Here is a 17,543-nt window from a genome sequence, read left to right as displayed (position 1 = left end):
CGTGCGGTGGATTTGGGAGGGTTCTACCCGTTTTCAGGGCAAATCAGTAGTTACGTCGCACGTGGATGGCCCAGCCGCGCTGGGGGAGCTCATAGCTGCCCACGTGGTGGTGCGACTTCAACCGGCACCAGGCCGGGATGTCGCTGAACGCCGCGGGGTCGTCGGCGAGGACCGCGACGATCGCGTTGCGCGGGACGTCGTTGATCTGAGCGGCGAGCATGATGATGGGGATCGGGCACTTCTTGCCCAGCGCGTCGATGGTCAGCGCCGGGGGCTGAGCGGATCCCTCCGGGGTGGCCTGGCCGGACGTCATGAAGTCTTCACTCCCCGAGTATCGATCATGATTTTACCCCCGCGTCCTCGCGAATCCTTCTCACCGTCTCCGGCAGGACGGCGAGGAAGCGGTCGACATCCGCCGTGGAGGTGCCCCGGGGCAGCGACACCCGCACGTTCCCGTGCGTGAGCACGCCCATGGCCTCCAAAACATGCGACGGACGAAGCGTACTCGCCGTGCACGAACTACCGGACGATACGGCGAACCCGGATTTGTCGAGTTCGGTCAGCAACGCCTCACCCTCTACGTAAAGACACGAAAAGGTGACGATATGAGGCGCGCGCACGACGGGATCGCCGATGACCTCGACGTCGGGAACCAGCCGGGGCACCTCGGTCCTGATCCGGTCCACGAGCTCCGAGAGCCTGGCCGACTCCACGGCCGACTCGGCCACCATGGCGCGCAGCGCGGCGGCCGCCGCGACGATCGCCGGCACGTTCTCGAAGCCGGGGACGCGGCGGTGCTCGCGGTCGTCCTCGGGGAGCGGGGCGCGCCACCTGGTGCCCTTGCGGATCACCAGCACGCCGACCCCGGCGGGGCCGCCCCACTTGTGCGCGCTCGCGGTCAGCACCGACCAGGCGCCGGGCAACGGCATCCGGCCCGCCGTCTGCGCGGCGTCCACCAGCAGGGGCACACCCGCCTCGGCGCACACCGCCGCCGCCTCGGCGATCGGCTGGACCGTCCCGACCTCGTGGTTGGCGCTCTGAAGGCAGGCCAGGGCCGTTCCCTCGGTGAGGACCGCCTTCCGGAAGGCGGGCAGGTCCACCGCGCCCGTGAGGCCGACGCCGACCGTCTCCACCGAGCCGCCGTCGCGTTCGTGGATCCCGGCGGCGTGCAGCACGCTGGAGTGCTCCACCGCCGAGGTCACCAGGCGGCGGCCGGCCCTGCGCCGTCCCTGCAGGGTGCCGAGCACGCCCAGATGGACCGCCTGCGTGCCGGAGGAGGTGAACGACACCTCGTCGGGGCGGACTCCGAGCGCTTCGGCGACCTCCGCCCTGGCCTGTTCGAGTAACATTCTTGCCCGGCGGGCGGGACCGTACAGCCGTGCGGGGTCGGCCCAGCCGACGTCGAGCGCCGCGATCAGAGCCTCGCGCGCCTGAGGGTGCAGCGGCTCCGTGGAGGCCGCGTCGAAGTACGCCACCTTCCAATCGTCGCACCACACGTGGTGCAAGCGGGGGCTGCGCGGGGGGGCGGGCCTAGTCCGCGCTAATGTGTCCCCCAGCGTAAAGCTGTGAACTACAAGCCGTGAACATGAATAAACGACCGCCCAGGAGTGACTCCTGGGCTTCCTCTGTGGGGTAGGCGATCCGTGAGTCCGACCCGCCGTTCTGCACGGCGTCCGTTGGCCCGCCGCCGGGTGCCACGCGCTGCCGCTCTGGCGCTGCTGTTGGTGTCCGCAACGGCGTGCAGTGCCGATACTCTCGATGAGTGGTCCCGTGGCGGTATGCCCGTCGGCGTCACCAAGCAGGCCGAGACCGTCCAGAGTTTGTGGAACGGATCCTGGATCGCCGCTCTCGCCACCGGTGTGGTCGTGTGGGGCCTGATCCTCTGGTCCGTTGCCTTCCACCGCAAGAAGAAGCACTCGAAGGAGGAACTGCCGCCCCAGGTGCGGTACAACCTTCCGATCGAGATCCTCTACACGGTGGTGCCGATCATCATGGTCGGCGTGTTCTTCTACTTCACCGCGCGAGACCAGGACTACGTGAACGTCGTGTCCGGCAAGCCCGATGTGAAGGTCAAGGTCGAGGGCTTCCAGTGGAGCTGGCGCTTCACGAGCGAGTACAACGGCAAGGCGGTCCAGGTCGTCGGCAAGCCCGCCGCCGACTACGAGCAGGGACCGCAGCTGGTGCTCCCGATGGGTAAGAAGGTCGAGTTCGACCTCAACTCGCCGGACGTCATCCACTCCTTCTGGGTGCCGGCCTTCCTCTTCAAGCGCGACGTGATCCCGGGCGTGACCAACAAGTTCGAGATCGACACGCTGAACAAGCCCGGTGTCTTCGCCGGCCGCTGCGCCGAGCTCTGCGGTGTGGACCACAGCCGGATGCTCTTCTCGGTGAAGCTCGTCACACCGGCAGAGTATGACCAGTACATCGCTAGCCAGGCGGGTGCCCAATGACCGCACTTAACGAACCTGTCGCCCTCGCGCCGGTGGTGACCCGCAAGGGCTCCATCATCACGAAGTGGGCGTCGTCCACCGATCACAAGATCATCGGACATCTCTATCTGATCACCTCGTTCATCTTCTTCCTGATCGGCGGCGTCATGGCGCTGATCATGCGAGCGGAGCTGGCTCAGCCGGGCCTGCAGATCACGAGCAACGAGCAGTTCAACCAGCTGTTCACCATGCACGGCACGATCATGCTGCTCATGTTCGCGACGCCGCTGTTCGCGGGGTTCGCCAACGAGCTCATGCCGCTGCAGATCGGCGCGCCGGACGTCGCCTTCCCGCGTCTGAACATGGTCAGTTACTGGCTCTTCACCTTCGGCAGCCTCATCGCCCTGTCGGGTTTCCTTACCCCTGGCGGCGCGGCCAGCTTCGGCTGGACGGCGTACACCCCGCTGTCGAACGCGATCACCTCGCCCGGTCTCGGCGGTGACCTGTGGTTCGTCGGCCTGACCATCAGCGGTCTGGGCACGATCCTCGGTGCGGTCAACTTCATCACCACGATCATCTGCATGCGCGCGCCCGGCATGACCATGTTCCGGCTGCCGCTCTTCACCTGGAACGTCCTGCTCACCGCGATCCTGGTGCTGATGGCCTTCCCGGTGCTCGCCGCCGCGCTGCTCGCCCTGGAGTCCGACCGCAAGCTGGGCACGCACATCTTCGACTCGAATACCGGCGGTGCGCTGCTCTGGCAACACCTGTTCTGGTTCTTCGGCCATCCCGAGGTCTACATCATCGCGCTGCCGTTCTTCGGGATCATCACCGAGGTCCTGCCGGTCTTCAGCCGCAAGCCGCTGTTCGGCTACATCGGCCTGGTCGGCGCGACCATCACCATCGCCGGTCTGTCGATCACGGTGTGGGCGCACCACATGTTCGCGACCGGACAGGTGCTACTGCCGTTCTTCTCCTTCATGACGTTCTTGATCGCGGTTCCGACCGGCGTGAAGTTCTTCAACTGGGTCGGAACCATGTGGCGAGGGCATCTGTCCTTCGAGACGCCGATGCTGTTCGCCATCGGATTCCTGATCACCTTCCTGTTCGGCGGTCTGACCGGCGTCATCCTGGCCTCGCCGCCGCTGGACTTCCAGGTGTCCGACTCCTACTTCGTCGTCGCCCACTTCCACTACGTGGTCTTCGGCACCGTGGTGTTCGCGATGTTCTCGGGCTTCTACTTCTGGTGGCCCAAGTTCACCGGCAAGATGCTGAACGACCGCCTGGGCAAGGTGCACTTCTGGACGCTGTTCGTCGGCTTCCACACCACCTTCCTGGTCCAGCACTGGCTGGGCGCCGAGGGCTTCCCGCGCCGGTACGCGAACTACAGCCCGCTCGACGGCTTCACCAACCTGAACATGATCTCCTCGGTCGGCGCGTTCCTGCTCGGCGCCTCCACGCTGCCGTTCCTGTACAACGTCTGGAAGACCCACAAGACCGCTCCGCAGGTGACCGTGGACGACCCCTGGGGCTTCGGCAACTCGCTGGAGTGGGCGACCTCCTGCCCGCCGCCGAGGCACAACTTCACCTCGCTTCCGCAGATCCGGTCCGAGCGTCCTGCGTTCGACCTGAAGTACCCCCACGTCTCGGCCACACGTGAGCTGGAGGAGACCCGATGAAGGTCCAGGGCTGGTTGTTCATCCTCTGCGGCATTTTCTTCGCCGCCGTGGACGTCGTCTACTGGTACTGGTCGAAGGAGCCGGTCGGCACGACGGCGATGGCCATCTCGGTGGGCTTCGCCTTCATGATCGGCTACTACCTGATGTACACGGCCCGCCGCATCGGCGATCAGCCGGAGGACAACAAGCAGGGTGAGATCAGCGAGGGCGCCGGGGAGCTCGGCTTCTTCAGCCCGCACAGCTGGTGGCCGCTCTTCGTCTGCCTGGCGGTCTCGCTCACCGCGGTCGGCCTCGTCATCGGCTGGTGGCTGTTCCTGATCGGCGTTTTCGCGGTCATCATGACCATGATCGGATTCGTCTTCGAGTACTACAGGGGTCACTTCTCGCACTGATCCCACGCGCTTCACCGAAGAGCGGACCATGGAAAAGTTCCATGGTCCGCTTTTTGGTTTTTATTAGCACCTCTGGCTGGATGTCTTATGTGGTCAATCGCTTACTCCGGGTAATAACAGGATGAGGCAGATCAGTTCTGGACAGGGGAGTTCAAGTGGGGCACGCGATCCGTGGTTCGATTCAGGGGACGGGATTGCTGGTCCTGGTGCTGGCGACCTCGTGTTCATCGACCACAGCCGTAAAGAACGACGACGCGGGGGCCGTTCCGCAACATGCCGGCGCCGCCGTGGCCGTCGCCCCCCTCGACAAGGCGCGCGACGTGCCGACGGACACGACCGTCCTGGTCGCCGCGGAGGGCGGCACCCTGAAGGATGTCGTCGTGAGGGCCGTCAAGGGCGCTCAGGGCTCGCTGAAGGGCGTGCTGAGCGGTGACGGTACCCAGTGGCGCAGTCGTGGCACAGCGGCTCCAGGGGCCTCCTACGAGGTCACCGTGACGGCGGTGAACCCGGCGGGCGCGGTGACGAAGAAGACCACCTCCTTCTCCACAGTCAAGGGAAGCGAGACCTTCGCGATCGAGAGCCTCATGCCGAGCAAGGACACGACCGGTACGACCGTCGGCGTCGGCATGCCGGTGATGATCACTTTCGACAAGGACGTCACCGACCGCGTCTCCATCGAGCGGAACCTGCTGATCAACGCCTCCAAGCCGGTCCTCGGGGCGTGGCACTGGTTCGACGACAAGACCGTGCACTTCCGCCCCAAGCACTTCTGGCCGGCCCACACCAAGGTCCGCGTCGAGGCCCGTCTCGCGGGGGTGCGCGGCGGCAAGGGCCTGTACGGCAAGCAGAACCAGAGCATCGAGTTCAAGGTCGGCCGCTCCCAGATCACCCGGGGCAGCACCAACTCCCACCAGCTCACCGTCAAGCGCAACGGCAAGGCGATCCGCCGGATCCCCATGAGCGCGGGCCAGGGCGGCGTCTGGAAGTACCACACGACCAGTGGCGTGCACCTGGCCATGTCCCGCGAGCCGGTCACCATCATGACCTCCCCCGGCATCGGGCCCGGTTCGGCCGGCTACTACCAGATGACCGTCTACAACACCGTCCGCATCTCCAACAGCGGTGAGTACATCCACAGCGCCCCGTGGTCGGTCGGGTCCCAGGGCTACTCCAACGTCAGCCACGGCTGCGTCAACGTCAGCCCCTCCAACGCCAAGTGGTTCATCGACAACACTCTGATCGGGGACCCGATCATCATCACCGGCTCGCCTCGCGAGCTGGAGCCCACCAACGGCTGGGGCCACTGGCAGGAGAACTGGAAAGAGTGGCTCAAGTGGAGCAGCGTCAAGCACTTCACCACCGAGAAGGCCTGAGCGCCCAGGTGTGAGCGTGGCGCTCCCCGGCGACCGGGTGGCGCGTTCTTCCGGACGGCCGGACGGCCGCGGTGCTCTCCGGGCCGTCGGGTCCGGCCGGGGTGTTCTCTGAGTCGTCGGGTCCGGCCGGGATTGCTCTGTGAGCGGCGGGGGCCGGCCGTGTTCCCTGAGTCGTCGGGTCCGGCTGGGGTGTTCTCCGAGCGGCGGGGTCCGGCCGGGGTTTTCCCCGAGTCGTCGGGTCCGGCCGGGGTGTTCTCCGAGCGGCCGGGTCTGACCGTGGTGCCGGTGACCCGGCCGCGATTCGGCGGTGATCCGTCGGATTCGGCGGTGATCGGTCAGCGGGCCGGTGAGGGCTTGTCGTCCTCGCCGGGGCCGACCGCCGCGTGCTCCTCCCGGTCCTCGCCGTGGCTCTCGACGAGCGCGACCTTCTCGCCGCCGTATGCCCTGCTCAGCTTGAGGTGAATCTTGTGGTGAAGCTTGCCGAGCGGGCGGCGCATCTCCTTCGAGGGGATGCCGTCGCCGTCGGTTTCGCCGTCGGCTCCGGCGATGATCGGAACCGGCTTCTTGTCCCGTATGTGAGCCTCGATGTCCGGGTTCGGCGAGGCGTGCACCTCGATGTACTTGCCGTTGGGCAGACGCTTGATCACACCTGTCTCCACGCCGTGGCCGACGGTGGCCGCGTCTCTGCGCTGCAGACCCAGGCAGAACCGGTAGGTGATGAAGTACGCCAGCGCCGGGCCCAGGAAGATCAGGACTCGGCCGACGTAGGTCGTCAGGTTCAGCGAGACCTCGAAGAACGCGGCGATCTCGTCGTTGGCGCCCATCAGCCACAGCAGGCCGTAGAACGTGACGGCGGTCATGCCGATCGCGGTGCGGTGCGGGTTGTTGCGGGGGCGGTCCGCGACATGGTGCTCGCGGCGGTCCCCGGTGATCCACTGCTCGGCGAACGGATACATGACCATGCCCGTGATGACGATGCCCAGCGGCACGAGTGCCGGGATCAGCACACTCATCGGCAGGGTGAAGCCCAGGAAGTTGATCTCCCAGGCGGGCATCAGGCGGAGCGAACCCTCGAGGAAGCCCATGTAGAAGTCGGGCTGCGAACCCGCCGAGATGTCCGACGGCGTGTAGGGACCGAACAGCCAGATCGGGTTGATCTGGGCGAAGGTGCCCAGCAACGCGATCACACCGAAGGTGAACATGAAGTAGGCCCCGGACTTGGCCATGAAGGCCGGGTAGAACGGGGCGCCCACCACGTTCGTGTTCGTGCGGCCCTTGCCCGGCATCTGCGTGTGCTTCTGCACCCACATCAAGATGAGGTGAGCCGTGATGAGCGCCAGCAGGATGCCCGGGATGAGCAGGATGTGGATCGAGTAGAACCGGGAGACCACGTCCTCGCCGGGATACTGGCCGCCGAACAGGAAGAACGTGATCCACGTGCCGACCAGCGGCAGCGAGATCGCCACGCCCTCGGTGATCCGCAGGCCGGCGCCGGAGAGCAGGTCGTCGGGCAGGGAGTAGCCGGTCAGGCCCTCGAACAGGGCCAGCGTGAACAGGGCGACGCCGATCAGCCAGTTCAGCTCGCGCGGCTTGCGGTAGGCGCCGGTGAAGAACACCCGCAGCGCGTGCACCATGAGGCCGGCGACGAACAGCAGCGCGGCCCAGTGGTGCATCTGCCGCATCAGCAGGCCACCGCGGACGTCGAAGCTGATGTTCAGCGACGACGCGTACGCCTCGGACATCGTGACGCCCTGGAGCGGCTGGTAGGAGCCGTTGTAGACGACCTCACCCATGCTGGGCTTGAAGAAGAACGTCAGGAACGTGCCGGTCAGCAGCAGGATGATGAACGAGTAGAGCGCGATCTCGCCCAGCAGGAACGACCAGTGGTCAGGGAAGATCTTCCGCAGGTTGCGTTTGAAGAAGTTCGCGGCGCCGATGCGTTCGTCGACGAAGTTGCTCACGCCCGCAACGGGCTTCGGGACGGGTCCGACGCTCATGCGCGGCCTCCGTTCTCGCGGACCTCGGCCTCGGTGTCGCCACGCTCCCAGTGGCTGGGGCTGACAATCGCGGCGAAGTTTGTCCTGGCAACGCCGTATGTCTGCCGTGACTACGCGGTATGTCCCAATTATCCATGACGGTGAGTAGCCATGCCAAACGGGGGGGTGTCGGGCCGGGGTCGATCACGGTGTCGCTCCGCCGGACGGACGGGAAGCCCCGCGGGGCCGGGACCGGGCGGAACCCGCGTCGGGTGGGCCGGGCGGGGCGCCCGGCCCCGGGAGGGCGTCAGGGGCGAGACCGGGTGGAGGAGCCCGGCCCCGGAAAGCATCGAGGCCCGGACACCGTGCGGTGTCCGGGCCTCGACTGTGGCGTCAGCGGTGATCGGTCAGTGGGTCAGGTGAGACTTTTCGTCTTCGCCCGGGCCCACGGCCGCGTGCTCCTCGTGACCATGGCCGTGGTCGTCGACGAGCGCGATCTTCTCGCCGCCGTAGGCCTTGCTCAGCTTGGCGCGGACCTTGCCGAGCGGGTGGCGCATCTCCTTCGAGGGGATGTCGTCGCCGTCGCTGTCGCCGTCGGCTCCGGCGATGATCGGGATCGACTCCTTGCCCCGCATGTGGGCCTCGATGCCCGGGTTCGGCGGGACGTGCACCTCGATGTACTCGCCGCTGGGCAGACGCTTGATCACACCGGATTCCACGCCGTGGCCGATGATGGCCGCGTCACTGCGCTGCAGGCCCAGGCAGACCCGGTAGGTGATGGCGTACACCACCGCCGGGCCCACGAAGACCAGGACCCGGCCGACGTAGGTCGTCCAGTTCAGCGAGACCGAGAAGAACGCGGCGATCTCGTCGTTGGCGCCCAGCAGCCACAGCACACCGTAGAAGGTGACCGCGCTCATGCCGATCGAGGTGCGGTGCGGGTTGTTGCGGGGGCGGTCCACGACGTGGTGCTCGCGGCGGTCCCCGGTGACCCACTGTTCGATGAACGGATACAGGGCCAGGCCCGTCATGATGATGCCCATCGGGACCAGCGCCGGGATCAGCACGTTCAGCGGTAACGTGCCCCCCGCCGTCCCGAAGAGGTTTATCTCCCAGGCGGGCATCAGGCGGAGCGCGCCTTCGAGGAAGCCCATGTAGAAGTCGGGCTGCGAACCCGCCGAGATGTCCGACGGCGTGTAGGGACCGAACAGCCAGATCGGGTTGATCTGGGCGAAGGTGCCCAGCAGTGCGATCGTGCCGAAGGTGAACATGAAGTAGGCGCCGGCCTTGGCCATGAAGGCCGGGTAGAACGGGGCGCCCACCACGTTGGTGTTCGTGCGGTCCTTGCCCGGCATCTGCGTGTGCTTCTGCACCCACATCAAGATCATGTGAGCCGTGATGAGCGCCAGCAGGATGCCCGGGATGAGCAGGATGTGAAGCGAGTAGAACCGGGAGATCACATCCTCGCCGGGATACTCGCCGCCGAAGAGGAAGAACGTGATCCACGTGCCGACCAGCGGCAGCGAGATCGCCACGCCCTCGGTGATCCGCAGACCGGCGCCGGAGAGCAGGTCGTCGGGCAGGGAGTAGCCGGTCAGGCCTTCGAGCAGCGCCAGCGTGAGCAGCAGGACGCCGATCAGCCAGTTCAGCTCGCGCGGCTTGCGGTAGGCGCCGGTGAAGAACACCCGCAGCGCGTGCACCATCATGCCCGCGACGAACAGCAGCGCGGCCCAGTGGTGCATCTGCCGCATCAGCAGGCCGCCACGGACGTCGAAGCTGATGTGCAGCGACGACGCGTACGCCTCGGACATCGTGACGCCCTTGAGCGCGTCGTACGAGCCCTCGTAAACAGTGTGGCCCATGCTGGGCTTGAAGAAGAACGTCAGGAACGTGCCGGTCAGCAGCAGGATGATGAACGAGTAGAGCGCGATCTCGCCCAGCAGGAACGACCAGTGGTCAGGGAAGACCTTCCGCAGGTTGCGCTTGAGGAAGTTTCCCGCGCCGATGCGTTCGTCGATGAAGTTACTCGGGCCCACAATGGGCTTCGGGACGGTTCCGGTGCTCACGCGTGGCCTCCGTTTTCACGGACCTCGGCCTCGGCGTCGCCGCGCTCCCAGAAGCTGGGACCGACGGGAACGGCGAAGTCTGCCGTGGCGACGAGGAATCCCTGGTCGTCTACGGCGATGGGTAGCTGGGGCAAAGGCCGGGCCGCGGGTCCAAAGATGACCTTGGCGCCGTCGGCGGCGTCGAAGGTCGACTGGTGGCACGGGCACAGGATGTGGTGCGTGGTCTGCTCGTAGAGGGCCGCGGGGCAGCCGACGTGCGTGCAGATCTTCGAGTACGCGACGATCCCGTCGTGCGTCCAGTTCTTGTTCGTTCCCGACTTGATCTCTTCCGGCCGGAACTTGATCAGGATCAGGGTGGCCTTGGCCAGGGCGTTCAGGTCGTGCTCGTAGCCCTCCGGCACCACCGACAGGATGCCGCCGGGGGAGTTGAAGTCCGCCGCGCGGATGGGCGCGCCGGTTCCCTCGACGAGGAGCTTGAGGGGCTTGCCGTCCTTGGTCTTCTCTCCCCAGACGGTGTGCCGGAGCTTGCTGGGGTAGTTGGCTCCGGGCGCGAGGTCCCGCATAACGACCAGCGGCACCAAGCCCAGCGGAGCGGCGGCCATCAGCAGCGTGCGGCGGAGCAGCGGCCGCTTGGTGATGCCGCTCTCCTCGGCACCCTGCAGGAAGGTCTCGCCGACGTACTGGCGGGCCTCGGGGCCGGAGACCATCGGGTGGCGCTCCTGGACCAGGCTGTACTTCGGCATGATCATCCGCACCCAGACCACGATGCCCGAGGCCATCGCCAGCAGGGTCAGCGTGAGCGTGCCGCCCAGGGCGAGGTTGGAGACCTGCGTCTTCTCGACGTCACCGACCTGGAACACCACGTAGGAGACGATGAAGCCGAGAGCCGACAGGAAGGCGACGACGAAGAGGAGGGCGGCGATCTTCTCGCCCTTCTTCGCCGTCTTCTCGTCCTGAAGGTTCACGCCGGGGGCGACGACGTCCCCGGTCTCCGGCTCCTCGGCCCCGAGCAGGGAGGTGTCCGCGGCGGGCGAGGGGGTGCCGATCACGCGCCTTGGCACGCGTTCTTCGGGCTGATCGATATCGTGATTGTTGTCAGTCATTTGGCCTGTCGCCTCTTCGCGGTGATCCAGATGGCGGCCAGACTGAGCAGGCTGATGCCCACGATCCAGGCCACCAGACCCTCGGTGACCGGGCCTATGCGGCCGAGACCCGCACCGCCCGGGTTGGGCTCGTCGCGCACGCCCACGATGTAGGCGATCATGTCCCGCTTCTGCTGGGGGGTGATGATGCTGTCGTTGAACACCGGCATCGCCTGCGGGCCGGTGATCATGGCCTCGTAGATCTGCCTCTCGGTGGCCTGGTGCAGCGGCGGGGCGTGCTTGCCCTGGGTCAGGGCGCCGCCCGCGCCGACGAAGTTGTGGCACTGGATGCAGTTAGCGCGGAAGAGCTCCCCGCCCCTCGCCTTGTCGCCCTTCGCGGCGTCGACCTGCTCGTCCGTGGGGACGGTCGGGCCGCCACCGAGGGACTCCACGTAGGCCGCGAGCTGACTGATGGTCGTCTCATTGACCCACGGAGCCGGCTGCTTGCGAGGCGCCTGGGGGCCGGGGCCGGCCATGGGCATACGGCCGCTGCTGACCTGGAAGTCCACGGCGGCCGCGCCGACGCCGACGAGTGTCGGGCCCTGCTTCGTGCCCTCGCCGTTGAGCCCGTGGCAGCTGGAGCAGCTCAGCTCGAAGAGCTTCTTGCCCTCCGCGACGTCGTCGGCCCTGCCGGACGCGATGGCCGCATCGGCCCGCTCGCTCGTTTGGGAGATCACGAGGGTGTAGAACCCCCCGATCGTCACCAGGGCCAAGAGCAGGACGGCGTATCTCGCGAGGGGATGCCGCCGCCTAGCGGTGATCCTATTCACAGAGATCCCCGATTCCTTATTGAATACCGTAGATGGTCACGAAAAGGCCGATCCAGACCACGTCGACGAAGTGCCAGTAGTAGGACACGACGATCGCGCTGGTCGCCTGCTCACGGGTGAAGCGCTTCGCGGCGTACGTGCGTCCCAGCATGAAGAGGAACGCGATCAGTCCACCGGTCACATGGAGGCCGTGGAAGCCCGTGGCCAGATAGAACACCGAGTCGTACGCGGAGTGCGACAGGGTGTGCCCTTCATGGACCAACTCGCGGTACTCGTACAGCTGGCCGCCCACGAACGTGGCGCCCATCAGGAAGCTGATGACGTACCAGAAGCGGAGCTTGGCGACCTGGCCCTTCTCGGCCGCCCACACGCCCATCTGGCAGGTCACACTCGACAGGACCAGGATGATCGTGTTGGCCAGTGCGAACGGGACGTTCAGGTGGGCCTCCGGCCAGGGCAGACCCTGGCCAAGGCTCACTGACCGGATGGTGAAGTACATCGCGAACAGCGCCGCGAAGAACATGAGCTCGGAGGACAGCCAGACGATCGTCCCCACGCTGACCAGATCGGGTCTGCGGGACGAATGCGCTGCCGTCGTCGTTGAAATTGCGGATGCTGTCGCCACGGGCAGCATTATTGCGGTTCCCCTGCTCGGGTCGCCGCACGACCCCCCGATAGGGGGGTCAAACGTAACCCCAATGCGGACGTATGGGGCAATTCGCTCACCGATGCCTCCGGCCTGGGTCTCCAGGCGGGCTGACCGGTAGCATCCCAGGTGACCATACATCGACGAGGGATATCGACGAGGGATAGTGAGTGCGACCGTGAGCACCGACGACAAGATGAGGGTCCTCGTCTACAGCGACGACGCGAGCACCCGGGAGAAGGTGCGGCAGGCGATCGGCCGTCGCCCCGCCGCCGACGTGCCCCTTGTGGAGATCGTGGAGTGCGCTACCCACGCCAAGGTGATCCAGCATTTCGACTCGGGTGAGATCGACGTCGCGGTGCTCGATGCCGAGGCCCAGCCGGCCGGCGGCATGGGCGTGGCCCGCCAGGCCAAGGACGAGGTTCACGACTGCCCGCCGATCTGCCTGCTGATCGCCCGCCGTGACGATCGATGGCTGGCGGAGTGGTCACGCGCGGAGGCCGTCGTGGCACAGCCGATCGACCCCGTGGTGCTTGCCGAGACCGTCGCCGACCTGATGCGCCACCGCCTCTCCACCCACCTGACCACCCGGTAGAACCCCCCTGGAGACCCCATGGACGCGCGCACCACCTGGCCCGCGCTGTTGTCGGCCCTGCTCGCCGGTGAGAATCTGACGGCCGACGAGGCCGCCTGGGCGATGAACGAGATCATGTCCGGCTCCGCCACGTCCGCGCAGATCGCGGGCTTCGCGGTGGCGCTGCGGGCGAAGGGGGAGACGGTCGCCGAGGTGACGGGCCTGGCGCGCACCATGCTGGAGCGGGCCACCCCGTTGTCGGTGAAGGGGCCCGTCGTCGACGTCGTCGGCACCGGCGGCGACCGGGCCCACACCGTCAACGTCTCGACCATGGCCGCGATCGTGGCCGCCGCCGCGGGCGCCCGGGTGGTCAAGCACGGCAACCGCGCCGCCTCCTCCTCCTGCGGCGCCGCCGACGTGCTGGAGCATCTGGGGATCAGGCTCGACCTGTCCCCGGCCGACACCGCGAAGGTCGCGACCGAGGTGGGGATCGCCTTCTGTTTCGCGCCGGTCTACCACCCGGCGCTGCGTTTCGCCGGTCCGCCGCGCAAGGAGCTCGGCATCCCGACGATCTTCAACTTCCTGGGGCCGCTGACCAATCCGGCCAGGCCCAGCGCCCAGGCGATCGGCATCTTCGACCCGGGCATGCTCCCCGTGGTCGCGGGGGTCTTCGCCGAGCGCGGGGTGTCCGCCCTGGTCTTCCGGGGCGACGACGGGCTGGACGAGCTCACCACCGCGACGACCTCCACGGTCTGGGTGGTGCGCGAGGGGACCGCCAGGCAGACGATCTTCGATCCGGCCGTACTGGACATTCCCCGGTCGGCGGCCGACGCGCTGCGCGGCGGGGACGTGGAGTTCAACGCGCGGGCCGTGCACGAGCTGCTCGACGGCAAGACCGGGCCGGTCCGTGACGCGGTGCTGCTCAACGCGGCGGCCGCGCTGGTCGCCCTGGACGGCGCGGACGACGACCTGAACGCGGCGATGGCCGCCGGATACGAGCGGGCCACGCGGGCCGTCGACTCCGGCGCCGCCTCGAACATCCTTGAGCACTGGATCGGGTTCAGCCGGTCGCTGACGCCGGTCTGATCCACCGGGGCCGCCGTGGACCCATGCCCCGATCGAGGATCGTTTCGGGGCGCGGGCACGGCTGAGGAGAGGCGTGGACGCCCACGGCGGGCGAGGCGGGCGGCGACGCCCGCCCCGTCCGTGCGGGCGTCAGTCGGACTCGCCGAGGCCGATCGAGAAGGCGGCGTCCAGGTCGTGCCTGGAGTAGGTGCGGAAGGCGATGTGGGTCTCGGTGTGCAGCACCCCGGCCACCTTGTTCAGCCGCCCGGGGATGACCTCGGCGATCTCCTCGTAGGCGGAGACGCGGACCATGGCCATCAGGTCGTACTCCCCGGTGATGGAGTACACCTCGCTCACCCCGTCGATCTCGGCGATCGTCTGGGCGACCTCGGGAATCCGGTCCACCTCGGCGTTGATGTGAACGATCGCGGTGACCACGAGTTTCCTCCTCGTTGAGTGCGGGGCTTGCCGCCTTCGAAGTTATCAGCGCTGCGGACGGCCCTCGCGCGGGCGGCGTGGCTCGACGGCCTGGTAGGCGCGGTCGATGCGGGCCTGGAGCCTGCCCGCGCCGAGGGTGGGCAGGCTCCAGGAGCCCTCGACCTGCACCAATCGCACGCCCGGGCTCTCCAGCCAGCGCAGGATGCACTCGGTCTCCTCCGTGCCGGCCGCGGGGACGGGCCCCGGTCCCGGGGCGACGGTTTCGGCCGTGGCCACCAGCGCGTCCACGAACGGGCCGGGATGGGCTCCCTTGGGCATCACCCCGGCCGAGGCCAGCCGGCCGTACCGGATGACGTGGATGTCCCAGCCGCCGCTCGCCGAGGGGGCGGCCGCGACCATCTGGGGGATCACGGTCAGCGCCCGCAGCCTCTGCATGCGCGCCGAGGTGCGGACGTAGGAGGCGAGCCGGTCACGGTCGGCCGCGGCCTCCTCGTAACGCTGGTCGAGGGAGAGGCGCTCCATCCGGAGCTCGATCGCCGAGAAGACGGGAGAGGCGTCCAGCTCCATCGCCTGGCGGGCACTCGCGACGTGCAGGCCGTACTCCTCGGCGCTCTGACGGCCCTCGCACGGCGCCCCGCACCTGCCGAGCTCGGCGAGCGCGCAGGCGGAGTGCCTGGTCCGCGGGGTCATCCTCTCGGTGCACTGCCGCAGGGGGATCGTCTCGTGCAGCGCGGTGCGGGCGTCTTCGGCGGCGCGGACGCTGGTGAACGGGCCCAGGTAGCCGGCCTTGTCGTCCTTGATCTCGCGGACGATCGACAGGCGGGGGAACGGCTCGTCGGTGAGTTTGAGCCAGAACATCTTCTCCGGGAAGCGCGACCTGCGGTTGTATCGCGGTTTGGACGAGCCGATCAGCCTGAGCTCCCTGACCTCGGCCTCCAGGGGGGTCGCGCAGACGATGGTCCGGACCCGCTCGGCGATGCCGACCATCTCCCGGATGCGGGGCCGCGTCTCACCGGCGGTGAAGTAACTGCGCACGCGGTTGCGGAGGTTGGTGCTCTTGCCGACGTAGAGGGGGTCGCCGCCGGAGTCCTCGAACACGTAGACGCCGGGGCCGCCGGGCACGGCGTCGGCCAGGTGCCGCTTGCGGCGCTGCTCAGGGGTGGGCGCGCGGACGAAGCCCTTCAGCTCCTCCAGGGTGTGCACGCCGAACGAACCCGCCCGCTCCAGCAGCGCGTGGAGCACGTCCACGGTGGCCCGCGCGTCGGCGAGCGCGCGGTGGCAGGGCTCTGTTTTGCTGAAGATCTTGGCGAGCGTGGACAGCTTGCAGTTGGGGGCCTCGTCGCGGGTCAGCAGCTTGCGGGCCAGAACGACGGTGTCGACCACCGGGTGGCGGGGCGGGGGATAGCCGTGAGCGGCGCAGGCCGCCTTGACGAAGCCCAGATCGAATCCGGCGTTGTGCGCCACGAGGGTGGTGCCGCGGGCGAACTCCAGGAACGAGGGCAGCACCGCCTCGATCCTCGGCGCCGCCACGACCATGCCGTCGGTGATGCCGGTCAGCACCGAGATGAACGGCGGGATCGGCGAGCCGGGGTCGACCAGGGTCGAGAACTCGCCGAGCACCTCACCGCCCCGGACCTTGACCGCCCCGATCTCCGTGATCGCGTGCTCGTCGGACGAGACACCGGTCGTCTCCAGGTCGAACACGACGAACGTGATCTGGCTGAGCGGCACGCCCAGCTCGTCCAGCGTTCCCTGTACGGAGTTCTCCACAGTTCATGACCTCCACGGCTCACGACCATAGAAGCCCCTACCGACATTTGCCGCCCCGGGGTCCCGCCGGGGCGCACCGGTCACGACCCCGGACGCCAGTAGCTTCCGTCCAGCATCCGCTCGATGGCGGCCCGGTGCAGGATCAGCTCCTCGGGGTTCTCGGGCATGGGCTGCTCGCCGAAGTGGATCCGGCGCTGCCAGACCCGGGCCATGATGACGCCGTGCCGGAGCGCGGCGTACATCTCATAGAACTCCATGTCGCGTGGCTGATGGCCGGTCATTTCCTGATATGTCCGGCAAACGTCCTCGCGCTGCATGAAGTCCGGCAGGCCGGGCAGCTCGAAGGCCCCGGCGACCTCCTGGAAGAACTGGTGCAGGAAGATCATCCAGGCGAGGTCCAGCTCGCGGGGGGCGACGGTGGCCATCTCCCAGTCCAGCACCGCCACCGGGGTGAAGTCGCGATACATCACGTTTCCGATGCGCGCGTCCCCCCAGCTCAGCACGTCGGGCCCCGGGTCGGCCGGCCAGTGTTCCTCCAGCCAGTCGAACCCCCGCTCCAGCAGCGGGATCCGCATCGAGCCGTGCGCCCAGTCGTAGTAGGCCCGCTGCTCGTCGACGTGCCTGCGCAGGGCCGTCCCGCCGGGCCCGGAGGTCTCCAGCGGGCGCAGCTCCTCGGAGGTGAAGGCGGTGTCGTGCAGCCTGGCCAGGATCTCGACGCTCTGCCGTTGCAGCCGCTCCCTGCTCTCGGGAGGGGCCTTCAGCAGCCAGCTCTGGAAGGTGTAGGGCGGCATGTCCGGCGGCACGTCGCCGACGAGCCGCTCCATCACGAAGAACGGGGCGCCCATCGGCCCGGGGTCCGGCTCGAACCACAGGGGGCGCGGCGCGAGCACCCCGGCGCGTTCCCTGACCGTCCGCATGACGTCGAACTGCTTGCCGAGATCGTAGGTGGGGAAGACCGGCACCGCCTCGCTCGCCGGCTCCATCCGGGCGACGCACCGGAGGTCCTGCCTGCCCTCGGGGGCGTCCCAGGAGGCGTCGAAGATCAGTGTCTCGCTGGACATGCCGTTGCCGGCGGGGTGGGACAGTCGCGACACCGTGACGGGACAGCCCAAACGGCCGGTCAGCCAGGACCTCAGCCGCTCGCGTAACTCGTCGAGGTCGCGGACGGAGGTGCGCATCTGGGCGGTCTGCTGAGGCTCTTCTGGCATCGCGTTGTCTCCCGG

General features: G+C 67.7%; 16 protein-coding genes. 6 read left to right on the top strand and 10 right to left on the bottom strand.

The annotated features are described in order from the left end of the window. Positions 1-43 precede the first annotated feature (43 nt). Both J2853_RS21830 and J2853_RS21825 read right to left on the bottom strand, forming a co-directional pair. Positions 44-313 (bottom strand): sulfurtransferase TusA family protein, encoded by a 270-nt coding sequence (locus J2853_RS21830; RefSeq protein ID WP_307560769.1) that lies wholly within the window; start codon positions 311-313, stop codon positions 44-46. Positions 314-338: 25 nt separating this feature from the next. After that, positions 339-1,475: a cysteine desulfurase family protein gene (locus J2853_RS21825; RefSeq protein ID WP_307560767.1), complete on the bottom strand. Its 1,137-nt coding sequence runs from the start codon at positions 1,473-1,475 to the stop codon at positions 339-341. A gap of 132 nt (positions 1,476-1,607) precedes the next feature. On the opposite strand from J2853_RS21825, the gene ctaC reads away from it, so the two are divergent. From ctaC to J2853_RS21805, 4 genes are all read left to right on the top strand, one after another. Further along, entirely contained in the window at positions 1,608-2,450 is an 843-nt protein-coding gene (gene ctaC, locus J2853_RS21820; protein ID WP_442480517.1) for an aa3-type cytochrome oxidase subunit II, read from the top strand. Beyond that, positions 2,447-4,108 (top strand): aa3-type cytochrome oxidase subunit I, encoded by a 1,662-nt coding sequence (gene ctaD, locus J2853_RS21815; RefSeq protein ID WP_307560763.1) that lies wholly within the window; start codon positions 2,447-2,449, stop codon positions 4,106-4,108. The genes ctaC and ctaD overlap by 4 nt, the downstream gene beginning before the upstream one ends. Then, positions 4,105-4,500 carry a cytochrome c oxidase subunit 4 gene (locus tag J2853_RS21810; protein WP_307560761.1) on the top strand — a complete coding sequence of 132 codons (396 nt, stop codon included), beginning with the start codon at positions 4,105-4,107 and terminating at the stop codon, positions 4,498-4,500. The genes ctaD and J2853_RS21810 overlap by 4 nt, the downstream gene beginning before the upstream one ends. Before the next feature lie 155 nt (positions 4,501-4,655). Beyond that, a complete protein-coding gene (locus J2853_RS21805; RefSeq protein ID WP_307560759.1) occupies positions 4,656-5,873 on the top strand; it encodes a L,D-transpeptidase in 1,218 nt (405 codons plus the stop codon). Positions 5,874-6,208: 335 nt separating this feature from the next. Here the strand turns inward: J2853_RS21805 and qcrB (J2853_RS21800) are convergent, their stop codons facing one another. The 5 genes from qcrB (J2853_RS21800) to ctaE all read right to left on the bottom strand — a co-directional run bounded on the left by qcrB (J2853_RS21800) (position 6,209) and on the right by ctaE (position 12,461). After that, the gene (qcrB, locus tag J2853_RS21800; RefSeq protein ID WP_307560758.1) at positions 6,209-7,870 is read right to left on the bottom strand and encodes a cytochrome bc1 complex cytochrome b subunit; all 1,662 of its coding nucleotides are present in this window, start codon (positions 7,868-7,870) and stop codon (positions 6,209-6,211) included. 386 nt (positions 7,871-8,256) lie between these two features. Next, positions 8,257-9,915 carry a cytochrome bc1 complex cytochrome b subunit gene (gene qcrB / locus J2853_RS21795; RefSeq protein WP_307560756.1) on the bottom strand — a complete coding sequence of 553 codons (1,659 nt, stop codon included), beginning with the start codon at positions 9,913-9,915 and terminating at the stop codon, positions 8,257-8,259. Beyond that, positions 9,912-11,018 carry a cytochrome bc1 complex Rieske iron-sulfur subunit gene (gene qcrA / locus J2853_RS21790; RefSeq protein WP_307560754.1) on the bottom strand — a complete coding sequence of 369 codons (1,107 nt, stop codon included), beginning with the start codon at positions 11,016-11,018 and terminating at the stop codon, positions 9,912-9,914. The genes qcrB (J2853_RS21795) and qcrA overlap by 4 nt, the downstream gene beginning before the upstream one ends. Continuing rightward, positions 11,015-11,827 (bottom strand): cytochrome bc1 complex diheme cytochrome c subunit, encoded by an 813-nt coding sequence (gene qcrC / locus J2853_RS21785; protein WP_307560752.1) that lies wholly within the window; start codon positions 11,825-11,827, stop codon positions 11,015-11,017. The genes qcrA and qcrC overlap by 4 nt, the downstream gene beginning before the upstream one ends. A gap of 16 nt (positions 11,828-11,843) precedes the next feature. After that, positions 11,844-12,461, bottom strand: a complete 618-nt coding sequence (gene ctaE, locus J2853_RS21780) for an aa3-type cytochrome oxidase subunit III (protein WP_307560750.1) — start codon at positions 12,459-12,461, stop codon at positions 11,844-11,846. A 208-nt stretch (positions 12,462-12,669) separates the two neighbouring features. Between ctaE and J2853_RS21775 the strand changes: the two genes are divergently transcribed. Together J2853_RS21775 and trpD are read left to right on the top strand one after the other, a co-directional pair. After that, positions 12,670-13,068: a DNA-binding transcriptional response regulator gene (locus J2853_RS21775; protein WP_307568765.1), complete on the top strand. Its 399-nt coding sequence runs from the start codon at positions 12,670-12,672 to the stop codon at positions 13,066-13,068. An 18-nt stretch (positions 13,069-13,086) separates the two neighbouring features. Then, positions 13,087-14,133 (top strand): anthranilate phosphoribosyltransferase, encoded by a 1,047-nt coding sequence (gene trpD / locus J2853_RS21770; RefSeq protein WP_307560748.1) that lies wholly within the window; start codon positions 13,087-13,089, stop codon positions 14,131-14,133. A gap of 129 nt (positions 14,134-14,262) precedes the next feature. On the opposite strand, the gene J2853_RS21765 is transcribed toward trpD, so the two are convergent. The 3 genes from J2853_RS21765 to J2853_RS21755 all read right to left on the bottom strand — a co-directional run bounded on the left by J2853_RS21765 (position 14,263) and on the right by J2853_RS21755 (position 17,528). After that, the gene (locus J2853_RS21765; RefSeq protein WP_089205062.1) at positions 14,263-14,550 is read right to left on the bottom strand and encodes an Lrp/AsnC family transcriptional regulator; all 288 of its coding nucleotides are present in this window, start codon (positions 14,548-14,550) and stop codon (positions 14,263-14,265) included. 45 nt (positions 14,551-14,595) lie between these two features. Further along, positions 14,596-16,320: a DEDD exonuclease domain-containing protein gene (locus J2853_RS21760; RefSeq protein ID WP_307560745.1), complete on the bottom strand. Its 1,725-nt coding sequence runs from the start codon at positions 16,318-16,320 to the stop codon at positions 14,596-14,598. An 80-nt stretch (positions 16,321-16,400) separates the two neighbouring features. After that, entirely contained in the window at positions 16,401-17,528 is a 1,128-nt protein-coding gene (locus J2853_RS21755; protein WP_307560743.1) for a phosphotransferase family protein, read from the bottom strand. Positions 17,529-17,543 lie beyond the last annotated feature (15 nt).

The sequence above is a fragment of the Streptosporangium lutulentum genome (assembly GCF_030811455.1).
Classification (GTDB): domain Bacteria; phylum Actinomycetota; class Actinomycetes; order Streptosporangiales; family Streptosporangiaceae; genus Streptosporangium; species Streptosporangium lutulentum.
Note: the sequence above shows the minus strand (reverse complement) of the source record. Positions and strands in the feature narration are given on the sequence as shown.